Annotated in this window: 12 protein-coding genes and 1 tRNA gene; 4 read left to right on the top strand and 9 right to left on the bottom strand. The window is 38.9% G+C overall.

Translation table 11 applies throughout. The features are described from left to right. Positions 1–551 precede the first annotated feature (551 nt). The 5 genes from HGH90_RS32080 to HGH90_RS05340 form a co-directional block, all read right to left on the bottom strand. Positions 552–4019: a hypothetical protein gene (locus HGH90_RS32080; protein WP_169190554.1), complete on the bottom strand. Its 3468-nt coding sequence runs from the start codon at positions 4017–4019 to the stop codon at positions 552–554. Positions 4020–4168: 149 nt separating this feature from the next. Then, entirely contained in the window at positions 4169–4903 is a 735-nt protein-coding gene (locus HGH90_RS05355; RefSeq protein ID WP_169190553.1) for an NUMOD4 domain-containing protein, read from the bottom strand. A gap of 37 nt (positions 4904–4940) precedes the next feature. Then, complete coding sequence (locus HGH90_RS05350) at positions 4941–5387, bottom strand: hypothetical protein (protein ID WP_169190552.1); 447 nt, start codon at positions 5385–5387, stop codon at positions 4941–4943. A gap of 333 nt (positions 5388–5720) precedes the next feature. Further along, positions 5721–6413 carry a hypothetical protein gene (locus HGH90_RS05345; RefSeq protein ID WP_169190551.1) on the bottom strand — a complete coding sequence of 231 codons (693 nt, stop codon included), beginning with the start codon at positions 6411–6413 and terminating at the stop codon, positions 5721–5723. Between the two features lie 9 nt (positions 6414–6422). Further along, a complete protein-coding gene (locus HGH90_RS05340) occupies positions 6423–10931 on the bottom strand; it encodes a DUF6443 domain-containing protein (RefSeq protein WP_169190550.1) in 4509 nt (1502 codons plus the stop codon). Between the two features lie 752 nt (positions 10932–11683). On the opposite strand from HGH90_RS05340, the gene HGH90_RS05335 reads away from it, so the two are divergent. Then, a complete protein-coding gene (locus HGH90_RS05335; protein WP_169190549.1) occupies positions 11684–12481 on the top strand; it encodes a hypothetical protein in 798 nt (265 codons plus the stop codon). A gap of 184 nt (positions 12482–12665) precedes the next feature. Here the strand turns inward: HGH90_RS05335 and HGH90_RS05330 are convergent, their stop codons facing one another. The 4 genes from HGH90_RS05330 to HGH90_RS05315 form a co-directional block, all read right to left on the bottom strand. Beyond that, positions 12666–16238 (bottom strand): COR domain-containing protein, encoded by a 3573-nt coding sequence (locus tag HGH90_RS05330; RefSeq protein ID WP_169190548.1) that lies wholly within the window; start codon positions 16236–16238, stop codon positions 12666–12668. A gap of 558 nt (positions 16239–16796) precedes the next feature. Further along, positions 16797–17915 carry a site-specific integrase gene (locus HGH90_RS05325; protein WP_169190547.1) on the bottom strand — a complete coding sequence of 373 codons (1119 nt, stop codon included), beginning with the start codon at positions 17913–17915 and terminating at the stop codon, positions 16797–16799. A gap of 369 nt (positions 17916–18284) precedes the next feature. Next, positions 18285–18368, bottom strand: a tRNA-Leu gene (locus tag HGH90_RS05320). A 135-nt stretch (positions 18369–18503) separates the two neighbouring features. After that, complete coding sequence (locus HGH90_RS05315; RefSeq protein WP_145667933.1) at positions 18504–19316, bottom strand: 2,3,4,5-tetrahydropyridine-2,6-dicarboxylate N-succinyltransferase; 813 nt, start codon at positions 19314–19316, stop codon at positions 18504–18506. Positions 19317–19454: 138 nt separating this feature from the next. On the opposite strand from HGH90_RS05315, the gene HGH90_RS05310 reads away from it, so the two are divergent. From HGH90_RS05310 to HGH90_RS05300, 3 genes are all read left to right on the top strand, one after another. Further along, positions 19455–20591: a glycosyltransferase family 4 protein gene (locus HGH90_RS05310; RefSeq protein ID WP_169190546.1), complete on the top strand. Its 1137-nt coding sequence runs from the start codon at positions 19455–19457 to the stop codon at positions 20589–20591. A gap of 29 nt (positions 20592–20620) precedes the next feature. Further along, the gene (locus HGH90_RS05305; protein ID WP_169190545.1) at positions 20621–21187 is read left to right on the top strand and encodes an L-threonylcarbamoyladenylate synthase; all 567 of its coding nucleotides are present in this window, start codon (positions 20621–20623) and stop codon (positions 21185–21187) included. A gap of 68 nt (positions 21188–21255) precedes the next feature. Next, the gene (locus HGH90_RS05300) at positions 21256–22692 is read left to right on the top strand and encodes a CCA tRNA nucleotidyltransferase (RefSeq protein WP_169190544.1); all 1437 of its coding nucleotides are present in this window, start codon (positions 21256–21258) and stop codon (positions 22690–22692) included. Positions 22693–22786 lie beyond the last annotated feature (94 nt).

Below are 22786 nucleotides of genomic sequence, written 5' to 3'. Positions count from 1 at the left end.
TAGTATCTGTTGCCGTTTAGTATTGGTTCAATTGCAGTGTGTTCCATGTTGTGCTTTTTACGGGAAAAGCACTGGGTAGTATGTTACCGCAATTTATAGTTTTTACTTCAATCGAGGGCGGACTATTGCGCATCTAAAATCGTATTTAAGTTCATTGATATACATATGAAGAATAAGCTTAACACTACAATGAAGTTCCTCATATACGTATATCACCTTAATCAATCCTCAACCTCATTTAGAAATTTGTGGACTCAAAGGCCGTCGAATTCTGAATATGGCCTTGCATATGCTTCTTCCTGGATATAAAATTCTTTAGACAATTTTCAGAAAAAAGAGTGGCATTAACATTTAATATACATTCGTCAGTTAGCATTAACCGACATTCATACCTGCTACAGTCAGAATATTCAATAAATGGCAACCGCTCTAATCTTGGAGTAGTATAAATTTCCTAAACATTGACTTCTTTATATTCAATAGCAAACTGCTTTAAAAATACTAATCCAATAAGTTGAAAAATAGCTTTAACGAGCATTTAATAGACGAATTTACTGCGCAATAGATTGTTGATATTGATAATCATACTGTTTAATAATTTTTCCATTTTGATCCTTAATTGATTTTAATCTCGCAAAGTTGTCATACTCATAATATGTAACTCGACCACTCGGATCTGTTTCACTTGAGATACCTATACCTGGGCTATAGGTATAGGTTTTTACCATGGCATCAGGCAAATTAGTCCGTAATTTATTCAACTCATCACGAATTTGTTGATCTGTATAACTCGCTGCATTATCAAGTAGCACGGTATTGATAAGCTTGATTACTGTGTTATAATCTGCACCTATTACTTTCGCCACAGGATACAGATTCTTATACCCCCATACATAAGCTTCCGTTTGGCCATTTAACAAAAGGGCTTCTGTAACCTGCCCATTTTTGTTATATTGTTTAAAAGTCACCTCGGTAAATGGTTGCAAAGATGAAATCGAACGCTGAACATCTATAGGGAGGACATCTCCCTTATCTCCCCAAAAAGCGTATCTGGTTGTAAGCTTTTTTAATTCTGTTGTTCCATTCAATGTTGATTGCTCAATTAAATAGCCGGTCATATTTCTTGCAATCATGGAATCATATACAATGTTACCCTTCAGATCTACCGGGTATTTACATGTATCCTTAACCCGTTCTCCTCTGCTATTTACAAAAGCTGTTGATTTAATGTGATTTTCGTTATCGTATGTGTAGTTTATTGTATTTACTATGCTGCCTTTATCAGTATAGTTAATTTCCTTTTTGGAAATTAAGCTATATGGATATGAATAAAAATTATAAATAACTGCATCCAGGGCATCCGTCTTTTTTAGTTCCAGCACAGTACCTGGTGTCTTATTAAAACAGAAATGGGGAATATACCCATCTTCATTAATACTTTGGGCTGCTAAACAGTGCTTAATGCCATTTGCATCCTTTATCCATATATGTCGATGATTTGCTTTGCAGGTACTGAATCTATATTGTTTAATCGCATTCTCCGTAGTTACGCTTACTGGATCTGCATATCTAACAATACCACATGTCTCATCCGGCTGCACTACAATATCATTTTGACAAGGAGGCGTAAAACTATTTTGTACCTTTACCATCGGAATGGTCTGAATTGAGTTTGTCCCAACTAAGCCATAATCAAAAAATTCTTCCTTTATTATGCTATAGCCATTAACCTCTCTTTGATAATAAGCAGTATAATCTTCAAGGCCATTGGGATAGAAGTAATTGCTATAGGTATTCGGTTTATAGCTCCCGTCTCCATATATTAACTGCCCTATCGGGTTTCTTTCATACCTAAAATGATGGAGAATAACACCGTTATCCATACTGTCATTAACTTGATTCTCAATAACGGTTGCATATGCGACCTGGTTTCCGGCAATGTCAAAAATTGGATTTAAGCTGCTCGATGCTATCTTCGTTTCATTATAGGAGTAAACAATTGCATCCACCAAAACTCCCTGAGAATTGTATACCTTAGAATAAAAGGCTTTATCCCTAATACTTGAATAATCAGCCTGGGCATCAAAAGGAACGATCCCCGATGACTTTACAGAATCTATTTTTTCAGTATATTTATAGGTGCTTGATGTCACTGCCCCGAATTGTGAAACCGTTTTGGTTTCTTTAAGTCTAACTCCTCCGGTTATTTCATTATATGGAACAGGTTCCGATTGCGAAACAAATGCAGAAGTGACATTGAGCCTGGAACAAGAAAATGTTGTTAAAATTATCTTGTATTGATGTCCACCAAATAAATATGCTGTATAACTTCTATCTCCTAATCCATTCGTAATAACCTCGACTGAATCGTTGGAAGGCCCAATAGGAATACTCTTTCCTGTCGTTAAATCATAGATTTTCAGTTTGCCGCCCTTTCTCCTCAGAACATCAGGATCTTGGCTGGCAGGGCACTCTGACAGAGATGCATTTGATAAGGTAGCAAATACGTTGATAAGTTGGTCTATTCCTGCATTCATCGTCACGGAAGAAACTTCAACTCCATTGTCAATTGATCCAGTTTCACTTCTAACGCTTACAGAAGAAGAATTTTGCAGAAATTTGGTAGAAGCAAATGTATTAGGCTCATATACAAAGGAAGTTCTACCTCCAGTAGGGAATACAACCTCCTTAAGCAGGCCGGTTTGGGTATATTGGGAATCTGGATCGCGATCCGCGGAAGTATAGGCACCGGGCAAACCAGCAAAAGGAGGGAGCAACGTACTATTGTTCTTTCCATTGTAATATCCCCAGTGATCCTGGCTCTTTGAAGTCCTAGTAGGAAAACCCTCCGGAGAATTATAATTAAGGATATACCTATTATTAGGGGCAGCAAATCTTACTGTATCAAGAAAAACTCGTGAGTTTCCTGATATAAAATAGCTTAATTTGATATCGTCTAAAATCTTACCAGACGATCCTTTGACAACGATATTTGTTAACAGGCTGTCCCCTCCCTGTCCAGGATTATCTATTCTATTATAAAAATCAATTCTGTGTCCATAATTACTTTCTATGCTTGACAATCGTTTTCCATCAATCGCATTAAGAGACACAAGATGCTCCTTATATCCTGAATTAGCTGTGATGAATTGATTGAATTCTAAATTGGGCTGGGTAGTAGAATTAACTGTTATCCTTGTATAAGATTCTCCGCCACTAAATGAAAATGATGTGATAACCCTAGTGTATTTAAAGTAAACGGTATCTCCCTTTGGGTGAATAACAGATGAAAGATACCACCCTGTGGGCAGAATCGGAGATCTATTATCGGGTCCTGAAGAGCTTTGCGTTGTCTCCTTTTCAGAAAATATATACTTAATCCCCAAGTCATCAGTAATCATAAATCCATTGTCTATATTGCCTCCAATATTCTCAATCCGCAATGAGGATTGCTTCTCCTGGATATACTCTCCTTTTTCTGTAATAATGAACTTACCACTAAAATTCAAAAAATTGAATGAGAATACATCATATTCGGTATCAAAATGTTCCTTCGCACCATTTAACAAATAGGCCCTGAAGGTGGGATCCATCTTATCGCCGCTAATTTCTTTCATTACTTCTTCTGGCATGACGCGAGAAGAATAGTAACCATCTGGCTCATCTTTAATCATCCTTATAATAGCCCCGCCGGCGTTGAGATTCCATACCAGGCCCGTTCTCGATGATAGCTCTTCTACCTTTATTCCACTAGAATTATACCTTAGACTGACTGGAACTTCTATATTTGGAGTTTTATAAACAGTAATAGGAATTTCTAAACTCACAGCTCCAGTAAAGAATCCGGGCTTTATAAAGCCATATTTACCTAAATTAAAAGCTGTTGGAGACGGCGGGATAACAGGTAAATTAGGATTACTTGTTTGGGAAAACACATTCGGATGCAGTAATAAAACCGATAATGAGATAAATATAAAAATCTTATCGAACACAGGTAATTTGGGTTGCTTATATTTCACAGTACTAGAATTGGATTACAAAAAACAGATTATGAATTATTCTTTTCTAAAAAACTAAAATTAGGTTGTTATACCGTTTACAAATAATTTAGCTTATAAGGATAACAATAACTTAACTTATATTATCGGATCACGGAAAAATTGTTGTTTTATTTTTGAGAGATCTTTGCGTACTCTCCCTTATACTCTTCAAATTCAAATCTCCATACAAACCCTCCAGCCCTATAAAAAACTTTCCTTGCACTCGCTCCAATATTAGTTCGACCGACGCCAGTTGCTTTAGCAGCTGCAGTGCAGCTGGGATAAATGGCTATAAAATTACCTGCAAGATCATATTGTTTAACGGGTTCCGCACGGTTACCAAGGCTACTTCGATAGTTTTGCCAATGGGCTTCTCTTCTAACAAGGTCGTTTATAGGTAATCGTCTTCCGTCCTTTATCTCTCTCAGTTTTGCTTCGCTAGAGGAAATTAGCTCTAGGTTATCAGCACTACAATTAAACCCATTGCCGTCTTTCACATATACAAACCATATCTTGCTGTTCATATGGTCTATATCACTGTCAACAAATGCCTGATACACCATTCTTCGAACACTTAAATTCATCTGACGTTTCCCACGTTTGATTATACACGACAAATGAATAGTAGTATCTCCAGTATAATTATTCTTTCTTTTGGTTACCGACTGCACTTTAATCTTTTCTTTTGTCCAAAACCCATTGGGCGCATTTTTATGCACAATAAATCTGGAAAGGACCTTTACTCTACCGAAATTTGAAACAACTAATTCACCATCAAAACCTGGCACTTCTTGCCAAATTTCGCCCTTCATATCCTTTAAGGATTTGTTTTGGTAGGGCCACTGATATTCTAGCCTTGCCATTTTAAGACGGTTTAAGCATTCTTTAGAAAATAAGATATTAGCTTCTAAAAAGTCTCCACCAGGATTTTTTATGATCTATTCCTTTCGAAAAAAACGCTTCTGGTATTTCCCCATCAAAGCGCATGTCGCCCACGGTCGCAGCGATATAAACAAATAGCTCATCTTCTCTACCATTCTGCATTCGGCTAATAACTCTTTGGACTGGCCATATAATTATGTTATTAGCAGATAAAACAGAAATATTTATTTCTCCATCTTTATCCGTATCATCAACCAGCAATTTTGCTGCCTTGGAATTTCTAATTACAACTTCTCCTATATAAGATCGGATTGCAAAACACTTATATCCGAATTGAGTAGTAAAAAGACCTCCTGGAATAGGTTGTCCCTTCTTTATTTCCTGATCGAGCAAATCATCTATTAGCTTGACACTCTCTATCGAATAATTAAGTTCTTTATGCAGCTCTTTGAATGCCTTGACCAACCAATCTGAACTTTACCAACATCATTAATTAATGTACCTATAGTTAAAATTTTCCCTTCTTTCAATAAGAAGTTGGTAATACTTTAAACAGAACAACATAACTTCTCTGACATTTTCAATAAATTCCATTGAGGAATCAGCTTACACTTTTAGTTCCAATTTCCGGCCATATGAGTTTGAGTTGATTCATTTCCTCTCTGCAATCATCCGGGTCTCAAAAACACTACGAAGAACACTTTTCTTTGTCATATAATAATTCATTATACAGCCATCTGAATCTTGATAGATTAACTACTGGAAGCAGGTGTAATCTGTTTATACTGTCTATCTATATTAGCCGTCTATATGAATCATCGGTAAGATTGCCTTTAACCGTTCCATTTCTTCTTTGCAATCATCCGTCATATCCCTTTCTATAATTAAATTACTATAAGTACTTACAATATCATCCAATGCTGGATTCTTTGCCAACTTTGCTGCGATAGTGCCCTTAATAAATCGGTATGGATCAAAAAACATATGTACAGAATATTCTTTGGGATGCGTATTTAATAACTCATCTATCTTCTTTACATTATTATTGGTGAGAAAATAGGGAAGAGCCACTTCCTTGAAGTACTTTAAAAGTTCCCAGGAAACATATGGAATATTCTTCTCCTCGAAAACAAATAAGTCCAAGCTCTGATTTCGCTTCCTATTAATGCCATCAGGATTAGCCATTATATTTGCTACGGTATTGCCAATTGTAATGAATTGCCAGTCGGTTTTCAAATAAGAGTTTATGGTAATTTCCTTATAGTATTTTTCAATCTCTGGAATATGAATATTGATTTGAGGCTCAATTTGAAAACCCTTTTCTCCCGTCTTTATGTTTGTTCTGTCGTAAATAAGGAAAAAATAGAAGAAAATGGCACCTTTATCCTTACGTATAAATCCCTGTTCTTTGAAGTTGGGCTTAAAATTATATAACCCCATTTCCTTCTCCATAAATTCTAAGATACTCTTAATAACCTCTTTTTTTATCATATTTCTTGTTTAAAATGCAACGAAAGTACCGTTCCTCGTATCCCATCGATAAACTGCCTTTTGAACTTTATTGGGATCAACACTCTGCCCTTCAAGAGCCCCAGCATTCTTCCCCGTAAAAACACCTTTTTCTCCATCATTGAAGAACAATTTTTGTCCATTGGATAAGGTACCGCCATCTACCTTTGATTCAAATACACCTAATATTTTACCATCCTTAACTACAACGAAATCCGCTCTCATCGTAGCTCCATCCATTTTGATGGTTACTTGCTCTAATATGTCGGCCCCTTTAAATTGGGTGGCTAAGACATCCTTTGTTAAAGCTTCTCCAATAGCCCCCTTCATAACTGGAGTTAATCCTTCCACAAAGGGGTTTACTCTAGCAGCCCCAAAGGACATTTTCCCTAACGCCGAACCCAAAGCACCTAGTCCTTCAGCTACTTTTGCCCCTGCATATTCCCAGGCAGCTGCGTCTACTGCTGACTTAATTATATTAAAGGCATACCCATCTCGACTCTCCCAAAGCCTGCGATTGTATTCCTTTTCATTGGCTATTTCTTTTGCAATCACCTTACATTGCGGGCAGTCCATTGTTTCGCGGATCGTTGGTTGCCGAGGATCGGGTGGTGGAGCATTCCTGGCCTGTTCTGTTTGTGCTGCTGTATATAATCCACGCTTATTCATTGCAGCAGGATCATAAGGCCCCGATATCCCCTTAGCTAAACTGCCATCTCTGGTGTACCATGGTTCCAAGCCATCAATATCTGTTGCATTCGGAAATTCATTACCTGCGAACTGATAGGTAGAATAATATGGAAACTTGTCCGCAAGCGGATCTGCTGCAAAAAAACGCCCAAGCTGTTGATCATAGAAACGGTTTTTGTAATCGTACCACTCAAGTCCTGATCCATCTGAAAATTCCTTATTCTGCAACTCTTTACCATGAAACTTCATTCTGTTTTCAGGATAATTCTTCCCTTTAAGTACGTTGGAAGAGATTCCAGCCATCGCTAGGCCGGCCGGATAATAGTGTGTTTCCTCCAAAACTTTGCCCGTTGCCTGAGTTACAACAATATTATCAAAGAACACATCCTGCGGGCTTTCGTTACTGGTATAGACATATAAGAAGCCGCTCTTTTCAATGGGCATCTTATCCTGGCCAAGTGTTTGCAACTGATCTGGCTCTCCCTGCACTTGCTTTACTCCACTGTTTGCGTCCACTAAGTTAAATTGATCATCGAAAAGAACAAAATTAAGATAGGCTTTAGGTTTGTCTTGTCTATTCTGATCGGGATCTTTTTCTTTTAATTTTCTATAATCATTATTATAGAAATTAGTATTGAATGGCGTTGAATTATTAGATGAGCTTATACTGTGATTTGATGAATTATTAACATTACCGCCAAAAGCTTGCACCAAATCGGCCAGCATGTTTTCGGTTAATGATTCAGTAGGTTGCTTATCAACAGGACCTGTGGATTTATAAAAAGCGTTTGTCCCGATCTGAATGGTGTCGCCTCTCATAACCCTCAGCACAATAGAAGGACCAATTTTTCGACCTTCTTCTTTAACATTAAGCCTTGCCACAGATTTGTTGTCTTCCGTGGTGCCACCAGAAGGATAACCTACGGGTTTAGGAGTTCGAGTTGTTTCTATATTGCTGAATAGGGCATTCTCTTCGGCTGCCAACGGTGCTTCCATCGTTGCTGTATATACAGAAAGATCGGATTGCTCGGTAAGTACTAAACGAACGTTCCCAAGGCGATCTTTTAAGAAATAGTCATATATATATTGCGGCGCCTGCCCTGTTTTTAGAAATAGTCTTACGCGACCTTCGTCATGCGCCAAATACTGCAAAGTATCATTCTGATATACAAAGCCACTGATATAATTGATAGTAGTGATCTTAGTGGGTGATTTGGTATAATCTGTAATTTCCTTTTTCAGTTTATTACCTACGGCATCATATTGATAACGAACAACACCCTTACTACCAAAATCTATCTGTGTAGGGAGATTTAAATGATTATAACTAATAGTCGATATTGATTTATTGAGGTCCTTCGACAGGTTACCATTCGGATCGTAGCTGTAGTCGTTACCCGTCTTATTACCGTCTTTAAAATCGCCAAGGGGGCTAGATATTGCGCTAGTATCAAATACCGCAGATAACTTATTGCTATTGGAAGTGTAACTGTATAGCAATTGGTCCATTGGCACAATATTGATCCCATCCATACCTTTCTGCGACATTTTTGTTATGTTGCCATTGGCGTCGTAATTTATCCAGCGCACGGTAAAGTCCATTTTGTCCTGTGTCCACTGGCTACCACTTGTGTTTTGTTGTGTGAAATATGCCTGAGTCAGACGATTAACCCTATCATAACTGTATCCATAAGCCCTTGGCAACGGGTCATTCCATCCCTTCCAGCGACTACCTGATAGATTACCGTTGTAATTCCTGCCAGTAAAGCCATAGTCATAGTTAAGCTCTTCCCCAAAATGTGACAGGATACTTCCGCTATTGAGATAATCTTTATTTAAACTTTTAAGCCAACCCCGAATATTGTATTCGTAAGATAGTTGTTCGATAGCCTGACCGCTAGCTTGCAACCCAAGAGCTTTAGTCTTCAACTGCCCTAATTCATCATATTCATTTGTTGCTATGGTCCGTTCAAGGCTAGCATTATCGTTAAGCCTCTTCTTTACGCTAATTAATCTCCCGGCCTGGTCGTACTCTTTCATTGTGAGTACGGTCGTTTGAGGGCTTACACCACTACGGGGATTAGTATGTCGTTGATAAGTACTTAGCACTTTTCCACTGAAATCATACAATGTTGTGGTTATATCTTTCCCGCCAGCAATATTATCGCTAACCACATGTATTATTCTACCTTTATCATTATACCAGGTAGTAGTAGTTAACCATTGGTCAGTATCCACAATACGCACCTTAGTGCCAGTAACTAGCGGTTTCGTCATAGCGCTGGTACCTGTCACTGGCTCAGGATAGGGGTTATTACCTGCCAGTGGTTTCGGGAAATCCCCCGAAGTAGGAGTTTGTACACCAGGATAGGTGTAATTGTCGTAAAAAGTATAAGTTAGAGGGGTGAGAGCTGTTGAAGGAATATTAGGTAGTGGATTGGATACCGTTAAATTAATGAGATCTCCTTTTAAATTAGAATCTATATAAAAATCCCTGGTATTTCCATTACCACTATCAAAACCGGATTCAATCGTTACCGAATTAGTTGCTACATAACTATTCCTGTCATCGGTAGCTACAACCAAATCTTTTATACCAGGAGCCTGATAGGAAGTACTGCCTGTTCCAGTGGAAGTATTTAAACTTGTTTGCAGGGCATCTCTGGTAGCAGATGAATTATATAAAGCCGTTTCAATTGGTCTATTAAGTCCATCGTAAAATGTAACCTGCCACTGATTCCGAGCTTTCAAGTTACCATCCCGTGAAAAAACCAACCTGTCGCGTAGGTCATACACCATCTCAGCAAGGCCTGCGCCAGGAACTTTTTTTTCGATCATGCGATTACGCCCATCAAAACGATATTGAAAACACAATTCATCTGCTACAGCGGATAAGCTCCAATTACTGGAAATCTTTTCCACTGCTAATGGGGGAATAACAAAGCGTAAATTGCCTAAGCCATCATATACATAATAAGTAGATAACCATCCGGTATGTGCCGTTCCTGGCGAATCAGATAGTTGCATTTTTTTCAATATCAGGCGATTCTCCTTGTCTTTATATTCTATAGTTTGGTTACCACTTTCATCAATCATTACACTTTTGTGTAGTTGCCCTGCGTCGTAAAAGCGTGTGCTTGTGGGTACTGGATCAACTATATCCCATATCCTTACTGAATCGCTTATATTATTTACCAAATATTGGTGTTTCACGGGGTGATTGCCTCCTGTCTTGGACCAACTATTGCCAGCAGCGTAAGTATTAAGAACACGGTTTAATGGCGATGGCTCAAAATCAACCTGGCTATAAAAGATACTTTCATCTTTAACCCCAGGATTCAGGTTATTATCTTGATAAAATGCTTTTTGAACATTAAATGGGTCGGTTTTAAATTTGCCATCGCTCGTATTACCAGTCTGCGGTACATAGGGCAAATATTTGTAAGTTTCTCTGCCAAAATTGTCATAGATGCTTGTTGTTACCAAATCCTTACCGGAGCTGCTTAATCCTTTACTGACAACCTGAATAGGTCTACCCAATCCGTCGAAGTACTGTGTTGATTGCTTCACTTCTTTTGTGGTACGGGCAGGATTACTTACAGCGGCAGTATCATTACTGGGCATGGACGGTTCCCAAGTCCGTACGTAGTTGATAGTGGTGGCAGAATATGACGAGGGAATCGTCGCTGGGCTGGCAGTTGGCCTAGAGTTGTTTGTAGGAGTATTTTGTGCGTTGGTACGGGTTACACCAAACAGTATCAGTATTATACTAACCAACTTAAGGCAGGTATGGGGGGAAAAAGGATACATATGGATTATTTTTAGTACAGGTTAAAAACTTTCTGATAAAATAAATTGTATGAAATATTTCAGTTAACAAATCTACAGGTAATAGGTAGTTTACTCGATCATCTACACCACAGGGATGCTACAGGGGTTACTAGTACCTAAAGACAATCGTCAACAAACCAAACGTCAAATGCACAAAATCTGGTTGAAAGATAGTTATTTTTCATAGAAAAACTGTCAAATATGAATGAAGAAATAGAAAATTTTTATGCATTGGTGTGGTATCATAGCTTTTTATTCTATTTTCCATAAAGAAGGAATCCAAATAAAAAAGAAAGGTGGCTTATGTCGCCCTCTTTAACTCATTCTGTTCAAAAATATCCATCTCCGCACCCTGGCTGAAGCGACCATATTGCCGTGCCTACCCCATACCGGGTACAAATTTCACATCGCCGTCCCAGTTTTTGCTATATTATCGTCCTTTATCCGGAAATTAAATTTTCACGTTTAAGAAATTTTGAGCATATTTAATTTGCCCATCGAACCCTGAACCTATTCCGATTGGAAGTGAGATGGCAGAGCTTAAGGATTAAACATATTTCCCATGCAGATTTGCGCAAGTAATGATAAAAAGTATAAACCTATAACTAATTGATAACCGCAGCTACTAATACCGTACCTTTTGGTTCTCTCGGGCTTCAAAATCCGCGGATATTAAAGTGATGCATGCCATCCAACGTTCAAATAAGATTAACGCTATTCACAACTAAAAAATGAGAGATAATTTTCCCAAACTGATTAGAGAAATACTTGCAAAACGAGTTAGTTTTAGATGCTCTAATCCGAATTGTAAAAAAATCACAACAGGACCTCATTCAACAGATGAAAAAGCAATTAATTTAGGAGTAGCAGCTCATATTACTGCTGCCGCAAAAGGTGGACCTAGATTTTGCGAAACGATGGAGCCAAATGAAAGAAAGAGTATAAAGAACGGGATTTGGTTATGTCAAAGTTGTGCGAAGCTAATTGACACAGATACCCAAAAGTATTCTACGAACGAACTGATAAAATGGAAATCACTTGCAGAAAAATACTCTTTGGCGGTAATTTCAAATGAGCACATCAATGATAACCAGAATAATAACCTTTTTGATAATCGAATCAAAGTTTACCAAAGCCTCTTTTATGAAATAAGAAAGGTTGATTTACTAATTGGCAAACTGATTACTGCAAAGGAAATATCTGCAGAAGAGAAGAAGGATATTGTTATATACTTATGTTTGCAAATAGCACAATTTACTGACGACAATTGCTTTTATCTTCAAAACGAAATCATAGTCCAATGTATTGGAACCTTTATTGGAGCGGAAGATATTTTTAGTTCTAATGAGAATACAAGTAAAGAAAGCTTAGAAACTTATCGTAGAAATCTTAGAGCGTCACAATCTCTTTTAAAATCTGTAGATTCTAAAGGGCTAATTGACACTTCAAAGAAAACCAACCTGATGGCCTACTATAATGAACTAGAATTAAAGCATCAAAAAAACGATTTTTTACAGAAAGACAAATAACGACACACATGAATGCTAAAACTTACAATGTCGGCGACAATAAGTGGGCACCAAGTTTGATTAAACCTGGAGATTCCTAACAATAGGTTTATCTGCTTTAGTAATGAATGAATCATAATAACGCTACCTTTTGCTACAGTCACCTTTGGCAATAATCTCTACAAAAGTCAATATTTTTATGTAGCTACAAGCTATTATTATCTACCTTATCCTCTACAATCCTATTGTAGATCTTTAAAATATCTGATGGGAGTTGTTGTCTGTTATAAAAATCTTCTCCCATCGGATTTAAATCATTCTCTATCATTAAACGTAAGCACGCTTCAATAATATACCAAGCCATATCTTGATTTTTAAAGTCCATTACAGGTTTGGCTGTATAAGGTAGCGCGGTGAAATCTCCTAGATTATTATTTGTGGTTGTCCAACGACAAAAGTTTAGGATTATCGGAACTATTTTGAAGCTTGGTTCTGCGTTTCTTCGTTCAAAAGCCTTTTTAATCTCATGCTCATGAATGTAGTCAGTTTTCATAAAGTTTGGACTTATCATAAAACAAACAATGTCTGAATCATCGAGGTGTTTTTGAATTTCATCGTTCCAATTTGAACCGGCTTCTAATTCACTACAATACCAATGGGAAACTTTCCCGTCTCTTTGTAATGCAGAAAGGTGTTCGATAAACTTATTAACCAATCTTAAGTCTTGTTTGGAATACGATATGAATAGTTTTTTCATTTTCAATGGGGTTTTTAGATACTTTTTGAAAGATGTTAACCTATAATATTTTTCATTGTAAAAGAAAATTGGATTTTCCTGTGCCTCGTTTTGGTGAATAATATTCAATGGAATAAAATCTTTACTAGTCTCATCTGGAACAAGCTTTGTAACCTTAATACCTTGATTTATAGAATCAATATGTTCAACGATCGTTTCAATGAATTTACCATTGGTACTGCTCAAAGAGTAAATATTAAGTGACGCACATTTATTATCACTATTCCAAGATGAGAATTTAACCATAACAATATCATTAGTACCTTCATCTTTAATGATAATTCCATTTTTCCAAAAGTAGAATGAAGAATCGTCGCTGGTTTCACTTAAAGCCTTAGAGCCATACTTGTGAAAAAGATCTAAGATTATACTCTTGTGGATAAACGTCTCATATTGGAAGCGATAAACAGGATTGTTAAAAAGTGATTGGAATAATTTAATACTTTTAGGTGGATTTTGAGGCAAATATAGAGGTGCTATGTAAGATTTTTTCTCAGCAATGGGATGTCTAAAAAGAATTTTAAAATGAAGCATTAAGTTGACTATATCTTTCACCTCTTCACTTTCTGTTTGTCTTTTCAAGGTATTTGCAATATCTAATTCACTGATTTCACCTTTGATTTTGTTTATGGAAAGAAGAATTTTATTTAAATCTCCTAATATTTGATCCTGATTTAAAAATACTTTTCCATCTAATTCACTGTTTTCGGGATAGTAGAGACATAAGCCTATGTCTGCTAGGAAAGATGCAAAGACTTTAGCATCTTGTATAGTAAAAAGAACTTTTTTTCGCTGTTCTGTTGATTTACCTTTTAATTCCGCCAACTTTTTTATCGTTTTATTACAATAATTTAGAAAATCATTGATAGAAAAACTTTCATTGAAGGTTCTTTTTTCGATATCTTGCTTTATATGATTCCACGTACCAAGAAATTGTCTATTTAAAATTTCTAAGCTGTCAAAAATGTCAAAAAGTATATTTTTAGCTAATTCGATTCTGTCATTTTTATACAATGAAATTTGTTCAAAATCATATATTTTAGGATAGCTCGTATTTAATTCTTCTTCATTTAGGAATAATTTTGACTCTTTTGAATCCACCTTATTTTGTAAAACTAATATATTTTCTTCCTCTCTTTGGTGTAACACTTCTTGGACTTTTTCTATTGAATTGGTTATTGTTTTTATCCAATTAGTTTTAGCTCTTATCGATTCTTCTATTTGTTCATCTCGTTCGTCAAGAATTTTCGATATGGATTTTTCAACCTGAGTTAATCGTCTCTTTTGGGTATGATATCTGATGGAGTCTAACCAATACTCAAGGGGAAATGTCTCAATCTTAACTATTTTCTTTTGACCGCCGATTTGTGTTTGTTCTACTTCTAATTGATCGAAGTGATTGGATGGTTTATCCCATAATAATGCGTAAGCAGTTCTGTTTGTAAAAAAAAGATGGTGCGTGTCATGGTAGTACTCCTGTCCACCAAAATCAAAAATTCTTACAGTGTAATTCTTGTTTCCTTTTTTAACTTTCCAAATTCCCAAATTTAACCAGTGAGTTGTTTCTATTGTCTTATCTACTAATCCCGTTTTTAACCAATGAACAAACGTTGATTTTCCTACATTACTATTGCCTACCATGATGAGTTTGATATCATCATTTTTAAAAGGCTTAATCTGGATTTCTTTCTCTGCTTCAAGTTGGGAAAAATATGCTTCCACACTTTGTTTTCCCTTTGCAACAACTTCTGCCGGGGGGACAGATAATGGGTTGCGTGAGATGCTAATGCTTTTGTTTTCCCATTTAGAATCTTTAATATCAATTTTCGAGATTAAAGATCTTATTGGGGTTAAATCTGTTATTTGATTAGAATGTAAATCAACAGTTTCAATTAATGTGTTCTCTGATGATAAAAAATTGATGTTTCTTATTTGATTGTTGCTGAGATATAACTCTCTCAACTCAGGAAACCTGTTAATACTAGGAAAATCGCTGATTGAATTGTTGTTTAGATATAATTTAGTCAAATGTGATAGACGATGAAGTGATGCAGTTGTCTCTATTTCATTGTTACTCAAATTTAAAATTGATAGCTTTTTTAGTTTTGATAACGGTTTGAGATCAGTTATATACCAATTTGAAGAAAAATATCTTGACCGTCTTTTTGAATTTCTCCAATTCCCTCCAGCGATAAGGATTTCAATATTTTTTAAATTTCCGATTTCTTGAGGAAAGTTAAATAGTACATTGGGTTCAAGTTTGTTATTGCTTATTTTTCTTTGCCAACTGCCATTCTGAAATTCACCCCATTCATTGCTAAGAATTAATTTTTTCAGATGCGTATTTTGAAATAATTCCCTTACCTCATTTAAACTAGTCAATCCACAATTGCCTAAATCCAGTGTTGGATCCTCTTTTTCTAAATTGAGCCTAATAAGTTCTTTTGCATGTTTAAGCGCATGAGGATAGGAGTTTATTATTATTTGCCTCAAGATAATTCCTGTCTGGAAAAAATTATCGTACTCACGATAATGAAAATCATAAATGGGTATAAAATACTCTGCAAATGGAAAAATCTTTTTTAAGGAACTAAAATTAAATTTTCTATTCAACTCATAAGGTCTTAGTAAAGGCGTTGCAATAATAGTTAATACCTTATTGGATAAAGATTTCAATTGTTCAACATCTTTTTGTGGAATAGAAAGATCTAGTTTGTGTTCGTATTCATTTGTGATATAAAAAATAATATTTTTTGCTTCTGTCGATTCAAAAGGAATAAATTTAAATTCAGAATTTCTATATTCCTTTATCTCAACTTCTATTTGAAGATTTTCTGTTCGGATGATCCAGTCATACCCAATGAATTTGTCCATGTAAGACCTTTTCTCTAAATGGACAAATTCTTCCAAGGTTCTTCTAAAAAATAATTTTCCTACTCCAGGATTTCCTAGTATATATAAATTACATTTCAAAGCATCCATAGATTATTATAATTGTTTTCCTGATCGTTTCCGTTTTTACGGACTAACCTAAAAATTCCCTCAAACGCATTTGCAGCACTATATTTTATAAAAATACAAATTAAATGCATCGCTATTTTGAAAGTTTGACATGATTTTTCAGGTTGTATGCAATAAGTATAATTCACCATAACAGATCAAATCCGCCTATAGAGTCATCTACATCTGCTGCGCTTACACTAATTGCTATCGGGAGCCCTAAACTATCAACTTCAATTAGCGAATTTACAGCTTCTAACAGACAAAAAAATTATAGAGAAAAAAGCATCCGAATTTGACAAGTGGCTTGCCAATCGGGACGAGAACTGTATGATTCGTCACACGATTCCAGACTTAAACTCTTATGATTTTAATAATTTTTTGGAATTTGTAAATCATCGAAGCGGCATTATAAAAGACATGCTGAAACAAATCGTTTGGAAATTGATACGATGAAGGAAATAGCATGATGCCCCCGCTAAAAGTAAATGATTTTGATAAGAATAACGCCCGGTAACAACCGGACGCCTTTTTATTTAATTAAATATTTAAAAAATATGGTAACAACTCCGGCGTAGGTAACTGCGCAATTGTGCCATGCTGATCTTTAGGCCGGTGCCGTTTATAGGTTTTCTGTACCTGCACAGTAGTCGCATGCCCTAACAGGTAAGCAATGGTTACATCATCTACCAATTTATCCTGCAAGAGTATTGAAAAACTTAATCTTGCACATGACCAGGTGATATGCTTCTTTATGGTGGTGGCACTTACCCACTGAATCAGTAATTTATTAGCGCCGTCAGCACTTGATAATTTAAAGACCAGCTGTGAACTGAAATCTGTATTCTCCGGCAGACTAGTTTCCAGGACCTGTTTGCGTTTTTCCAAAATCATCCGCGCAATAGGATGAAGAGTAAGGGTAACCGGTAGTCCGGTTTTTGCTTGTATGATCCGAGTAGTAAGAATAGATCCTTTAATTTGGTGCCAGCCTAACTGACTTACGTCAACCCAGCGCAAACCCGTATAACAACAGAAAATAAAGGCTTCCTGTACCTCCCTATTCAGGCAGGGTGTATTAAGCAGTTCCAGGTATTCTTCCACTTCCAGGAAATCTTTTAACTTGCTACTGGGATTAGATTTTGCACTTACTTTTTCAGTAGGATTTTGCCGGTAATAACCATCAGCAGTAGCCGCTGCCACCACCCACTTAAACCGCGTATAATAATCGGATGGCGTTTCACCGGTATATTTATCGAGCAGGTAACGGCGAAATGATTTGCAAAGGTTTTCGTTTATTTCTATCGGCGCCACATAATCTTTGCCCATGAATTGTTTGAACTGTATCAGGCTACACTGCAAATGCCGGTTGCCTTTGCGCTTATGCGTCTTTACATATTCCCCATAGTAATCCAGGAAATTCGCTTTGAACTTATGCGGGGGAATAAAGCCGGTACCTACTGCCTGGCTCTCAATAATCAACTGGCTTTTCTTTAGTTCAATGAGCGAAAGGGACTGTTTGTTATGATTTTTTTCGGTCTGATCTTTTGGTTTCGTATAAACGAAAATGCCTGTAGAAGGTCGCTGCCCTTTGCCTCTGCCAAAATCATAATAGAATACGATCTTATCGCCTTTTTTTGTTTTCCTCTCTAAGAAATTCATACTGCACACATTTTAAAGGTTATGCAATCCCGGCACAAGGATAGTGCCGTGCCGGCTTTCAAAGTAGCGCTGGTAGCGTGATCGGAAGTGTTCGGGAGAAAGACTACGTAAGATTTTTTTTCGTACACAACTGCCGGTGTGTCAGAAAATTTTGGTGTGTCACAAACACGGAAAAAGTGTCTGATTTGGGTGTCATAAAAAGCACAAACGTGCTGGTCTTGTTCTCCCACCCGCACACGAATTTGGTGTGTCATTTGGTGTGTCAATTTTGTGTCAACGATAGTGGGAGAAAGCGGAGGAAATGCGAGGAAAACGGAATTGACTAAAAACAAAAAAGGTTGTAAATCAATGACTTACAACCTTTTGACGTGCCCAGAACTGGATTCGAACCAGCACACCCTTGCGAGCGCTGCGACCTGAACACAGTGCGTCTACCAATTTCGCCATCTGGGCATCGCAGTGTCCCCGTTAAGGGATTGCAAAAGTACACGTTTTTTTAAATCTGCCAAATTTTTTTCCAAACCGGCAAAAAAGAAATCGCGCAGCAGGTCATCCCCACCGCGCGATCCCCTATAATAATAAAATGATTTATACCGCCACGTTGAATTCACGTAAAGTGTCATTCAGACTGGTTTTCAGATCAGTGGAAGCTTTACGCTGGCCAATAATCAATGCGCACGATACCTGGTATTCGCCTGCTGGGAACTTCTTGGTATAGGTACCCGGAATCACTACGCTGCGTGCTGGTACCCGGCCTTTGTACTCAATTGGCTCGCTGCCGCTGACATCAATGATCTTGGTAGACTGTGTCAGCACTACGTTGGCGCCCAATACCGCTTCTTTTTCTACCACTACGCCTTCTACTACGATGCAACGGGAGCCTACGAAACAGCCATCTTCAATGATTACCGGGCTGGCTTGCAGGGGTTCCAGTACACCGCCAATGCCTACGCCACCGCTGAGGTGCACGTGTTTGCCAATCTGTGCGCAGGAGCCCACTGTTGCCCAGGTATCCACCATGGTACCTTCGTCTACAAAGGCGCCGATGTTTACATAAGAAGGCATCAGGATACAACCTTTAGCGATGTAAGCGCCATAGCGTGCAATCGCATGAGGCACTACTCTTACGCCCAGGTCTTTATAATTAGATTTTAATCTCATTTTATCATAGAACTCAAATGGAGGTAGTTCCATTGTTTCCATGGGTTGTATAGAAAAATACAGTAAAATGGCTTGTTTCACCCATTCGTTTACCTGCCAGCCATTAGCTGTAGGCTCAGCTACTCTCAGATGTCCCTTATCTACTGCTTCTATCACTGCTTTCACCGCATCTGTATAGGAGGTTTCCTGTAAGAGGCTGCGATCAGCCCAGGCAGCCAGTATTTGTTGTTGTAATTCCATCTTTTTTTATTTTCCGCAAACATAATACGTAAAAAATAAAATTACGAATCAGGAAGGGGGAATTCGGGAAATCTTATCAGATATACGTAAATCGCCATCTGTAATTCGTAATTTCGCGTTTTCGTCTGATAGCACTATATGAAAATAGGATTCGACGCCAAACGGGCATTCCAGAACAATACAGGTCTCGGCAACTACAGCCGCACGTTAATATCTTCACTGGTAAAGGATTTCCCGGGGGAGGACTGGTTCCTGTTTGCACCTAAGCAAACAACGATGTACGACCTGCGTAATATGCCGGCCCTGAAAGTGGTGACACCGGCACACGCCCTGCACCGCTGGCTTAAATCCGCCTGGCGCAGCCGCTTCATTGTGAAAGACCTGTTGCGCTATCATATCAATATCTTTCATGGACTCAGCCATGAGCTGCCCTTTGGGATTCATAAAAGCGGTATCCGCGCGGTAGTGACTATGCACGACCTGATTTTCGAAAGATACCCGGAACAATATAACCCGATCGACGTACTCACTTACCGTCGCAAGGCAAAGTATGCTTGCCGCTATGCCGATAGGGTGGTGGCTATCAGCGAACAAACCAAACAAGACCTGATCACTTATTATCATACTCCCGCGGAAAAAATTGATGTGGTGTACCAAAGCTGTGATCCGGCCTTTGCGGAAACGCATAGCGCTGCTGATATAGCCGCCATGGTGGCTAAATACCAGCTACCGTCCCAATATTTTCTTTATGTAGGCTCGTTAATCGAACGGAAAAACCTGCTCGGCATTGTAACGGCCATGAATACACTAAAAGGAACGCTCGATATTCCGCTGGTGGTATTGGGTAGTGGCAGCGGCTATAAGAAGAAGGTGAAAAGTTTCCTGGAAGCCCACGGACTTACCAGCCAGGTGGTTTTTCTCAATGAAAAGGCAAGGCTCCGGAATGAAGAGCTGCCGCTGCTCTACCAGGGCGCGGTGGCGCTGATTTATCCTTCCATATTCGAAGGATTCGGTATTCCCATCCTGGAGGCGTTGTGGAGTCGTACTCCCGTTATTACGTCCCATGGCTCCTGTTTTGCGGAAACTGCCGGCGATGCCGCCCTGTACGTAAATCCACTCGACCCTGCAACGATTGCAGAAGCCATGAAGGAGGTGGCTGGCAGTCCACAGCTGGTAGCGGAAATGCGGGAAAAAGGCTGGCAGCATGCGCAACAGTTTACACCGGAAAAATGTGCAGCCGCCATGATGGAAGTCTATAAAAAAATAAATAACTAATAAATAACTAATAAATAACAACGGATAAAATGTTTGAAGACGATATCAACGCGGCCATGCCGGTGCTGCGCAGCGGCGGACTAATCCTTTATCCCACCGACACCATCTGGGGGATTGGCTGCGATGCGACGGATGAAGCGGCGGTGAAAAAAGTATTTACCCTGAAGAAACGCCGTGAAAGTAAAAGCCTGGTAATCCTCCTGGCCGATGTGCGCGATCTGCTGCATTACAGCGCCAACCCCCTGCCAGATATCGCCGACATCATCGGAAGCTTTACACGCCCTACCACGGTGATCTATGAAGGCGCCCTGGGCTTGGCGCCCAACGTTATCAGCGAAGACGGCAGCGTAGCTATCCGCATCGTGAAAGATCCTTTCTGCCGCCACCTGATTAAAAGACTGCGTAAACCATTGGTATCCACCTCTGCCAATATCAGCGGAGCCCCTTCCCCCGCTTCTTTTAAGGAAGTGTCGGAAGAAATCCGGAATGGAGTAGATTACGTCGTAAAATACCGCCAGGAAGATACGGAACCCGCTACGCCGTCCAGGATTATCCGGATAAACAAAGACGGTTCTATCGCCATAATCCGGGATTAAATTGTTTATTTATTACATTTGCGCCCTGGTTTCAGCGAAAGGAACAAACTTAACAGGAATATATTTATATGATCAGCAGCAAACCGTTAGATATACCCTGCTCCCTGCAGGAAAGAAAAGTGCTGGAAAAGATAGCCTTGGCCGCCCACGAACTGGGCGTACCCGCCTATCTGATCGGGGGCTTTGTGCGGGACAAACTGTTGGGAAGGAAAACTAAAGATATGGACATCGTGTGCGTAGGTGATGGGATCACCCTCGCACATAAAGTCGGACAAAGCCTCGGCGATAATATCCCCGTTAGCTTCTTCAAAACCTATGGCACCGCCCAGGTAAAGTGGAACGACTTCGAAATTGAATTTGTAGGCGCCCGTAAAGAAAGCTACCGCCAGGAATCACGTAACCCGGAAGTGAGTGCAGGCACCCTGCAGGACGACCAGAACCGACGCGATTTTACGATCAACGCAATGGCCATCAGCCTTAGAGATATAGATTATGGCACCCTGCTCGATCCGTTTGAAGGATTAGCCGACCTCGAAAGAAAACTGATCCGCACACCCCTGCCGCCTGAACAAACTTTCAGCGATGACCCCCTGCGCATGATGAGAGCCATCCGCTTCGCATCCCAGCTGCAGTTTACCATCGATGAAAACGCCTTCACCGCTATCCGTAGCAATGCAGAACGTATCCGCATCATCTCCCAGGAAAGAATTACCGATGAGTTTAATAAGATCATGCTCTCCCCAAAACCATCTGTGGGCCTTGACTTATTATATAAATCCGGCCTGCTCAAAATTATTTTCCCGCAAATGATCGATATGGTGGGAGTAGAGATGTACGAAGGAAAAGGGCATAAAGATAATTTTTATCATACCTTGCAGGTCGTAGATAATATCTCGGAAAATACCCGCGACCTCTGGCTGAGATGGGCCGCACTGCTACACGATATCGGTAAGCCTGCTACCAAGAAATTTGAACCAGGCCACGGCTGGACATTTCACGGCCACGATGCGGTGGGAGGGAAGATGGTCACCCGTATCTTTACCCGGCTTAAGCTACCGCTGGGCGATAAAATGAAACTGGTGAAAAAACTGGTAGAACTCCATCTCAGGCCTATCAGCCTCACCAAAGAGAATATAACAGACTCGGCTATCCGCAGATTGCTGTTCGATGCCGGCGATGATATCGAAAGTCTCATGATGCTCTGCGAAGCAGATATCACCTCAAAAAACAGGGCCAAGGTAAAACGTTACCTGGAAAATTTTGAACTGGTGCGCAAACGCCTCAAAGAAGTGGAAGAAAGCGACAAAATCCGCAACTGGCAGCCTCCTGTAACCGGTGAAATGATCATGGAAACTTTCGGCCTGAAACCCGGAAGAATAGTAGGTGATCTCAAAAATGCCATCAGAGAAGCTATCCTGGATGGCCATATCCCCAATACGTACGAAGCAGCATACGCTTTTTTATTGGAGAAAGCCGGTGAATTGAATCTCACCCCTGTTAAATAAAATTGGTAATTTTACGTAACCATAATAACAACTAATCATCAGCATAGGGGCTACCGCTCACTGCGGCCTGTTTAAACATTATCTAACATATAAC

The organism is Chitinophaga sp. Ak27, from assembly GCF_012726295.1.
Lineage (GTDB): Bacteria > Bacteroidota > Bacteroidia > Chitinophagales > Chitinophagaceae > Chitinophaga.
The sequence above is the reverse complement of the archived record's forward strand: the minus strand, read 5'-3'. Positions and strand labels throughout refer to the sequence as shown.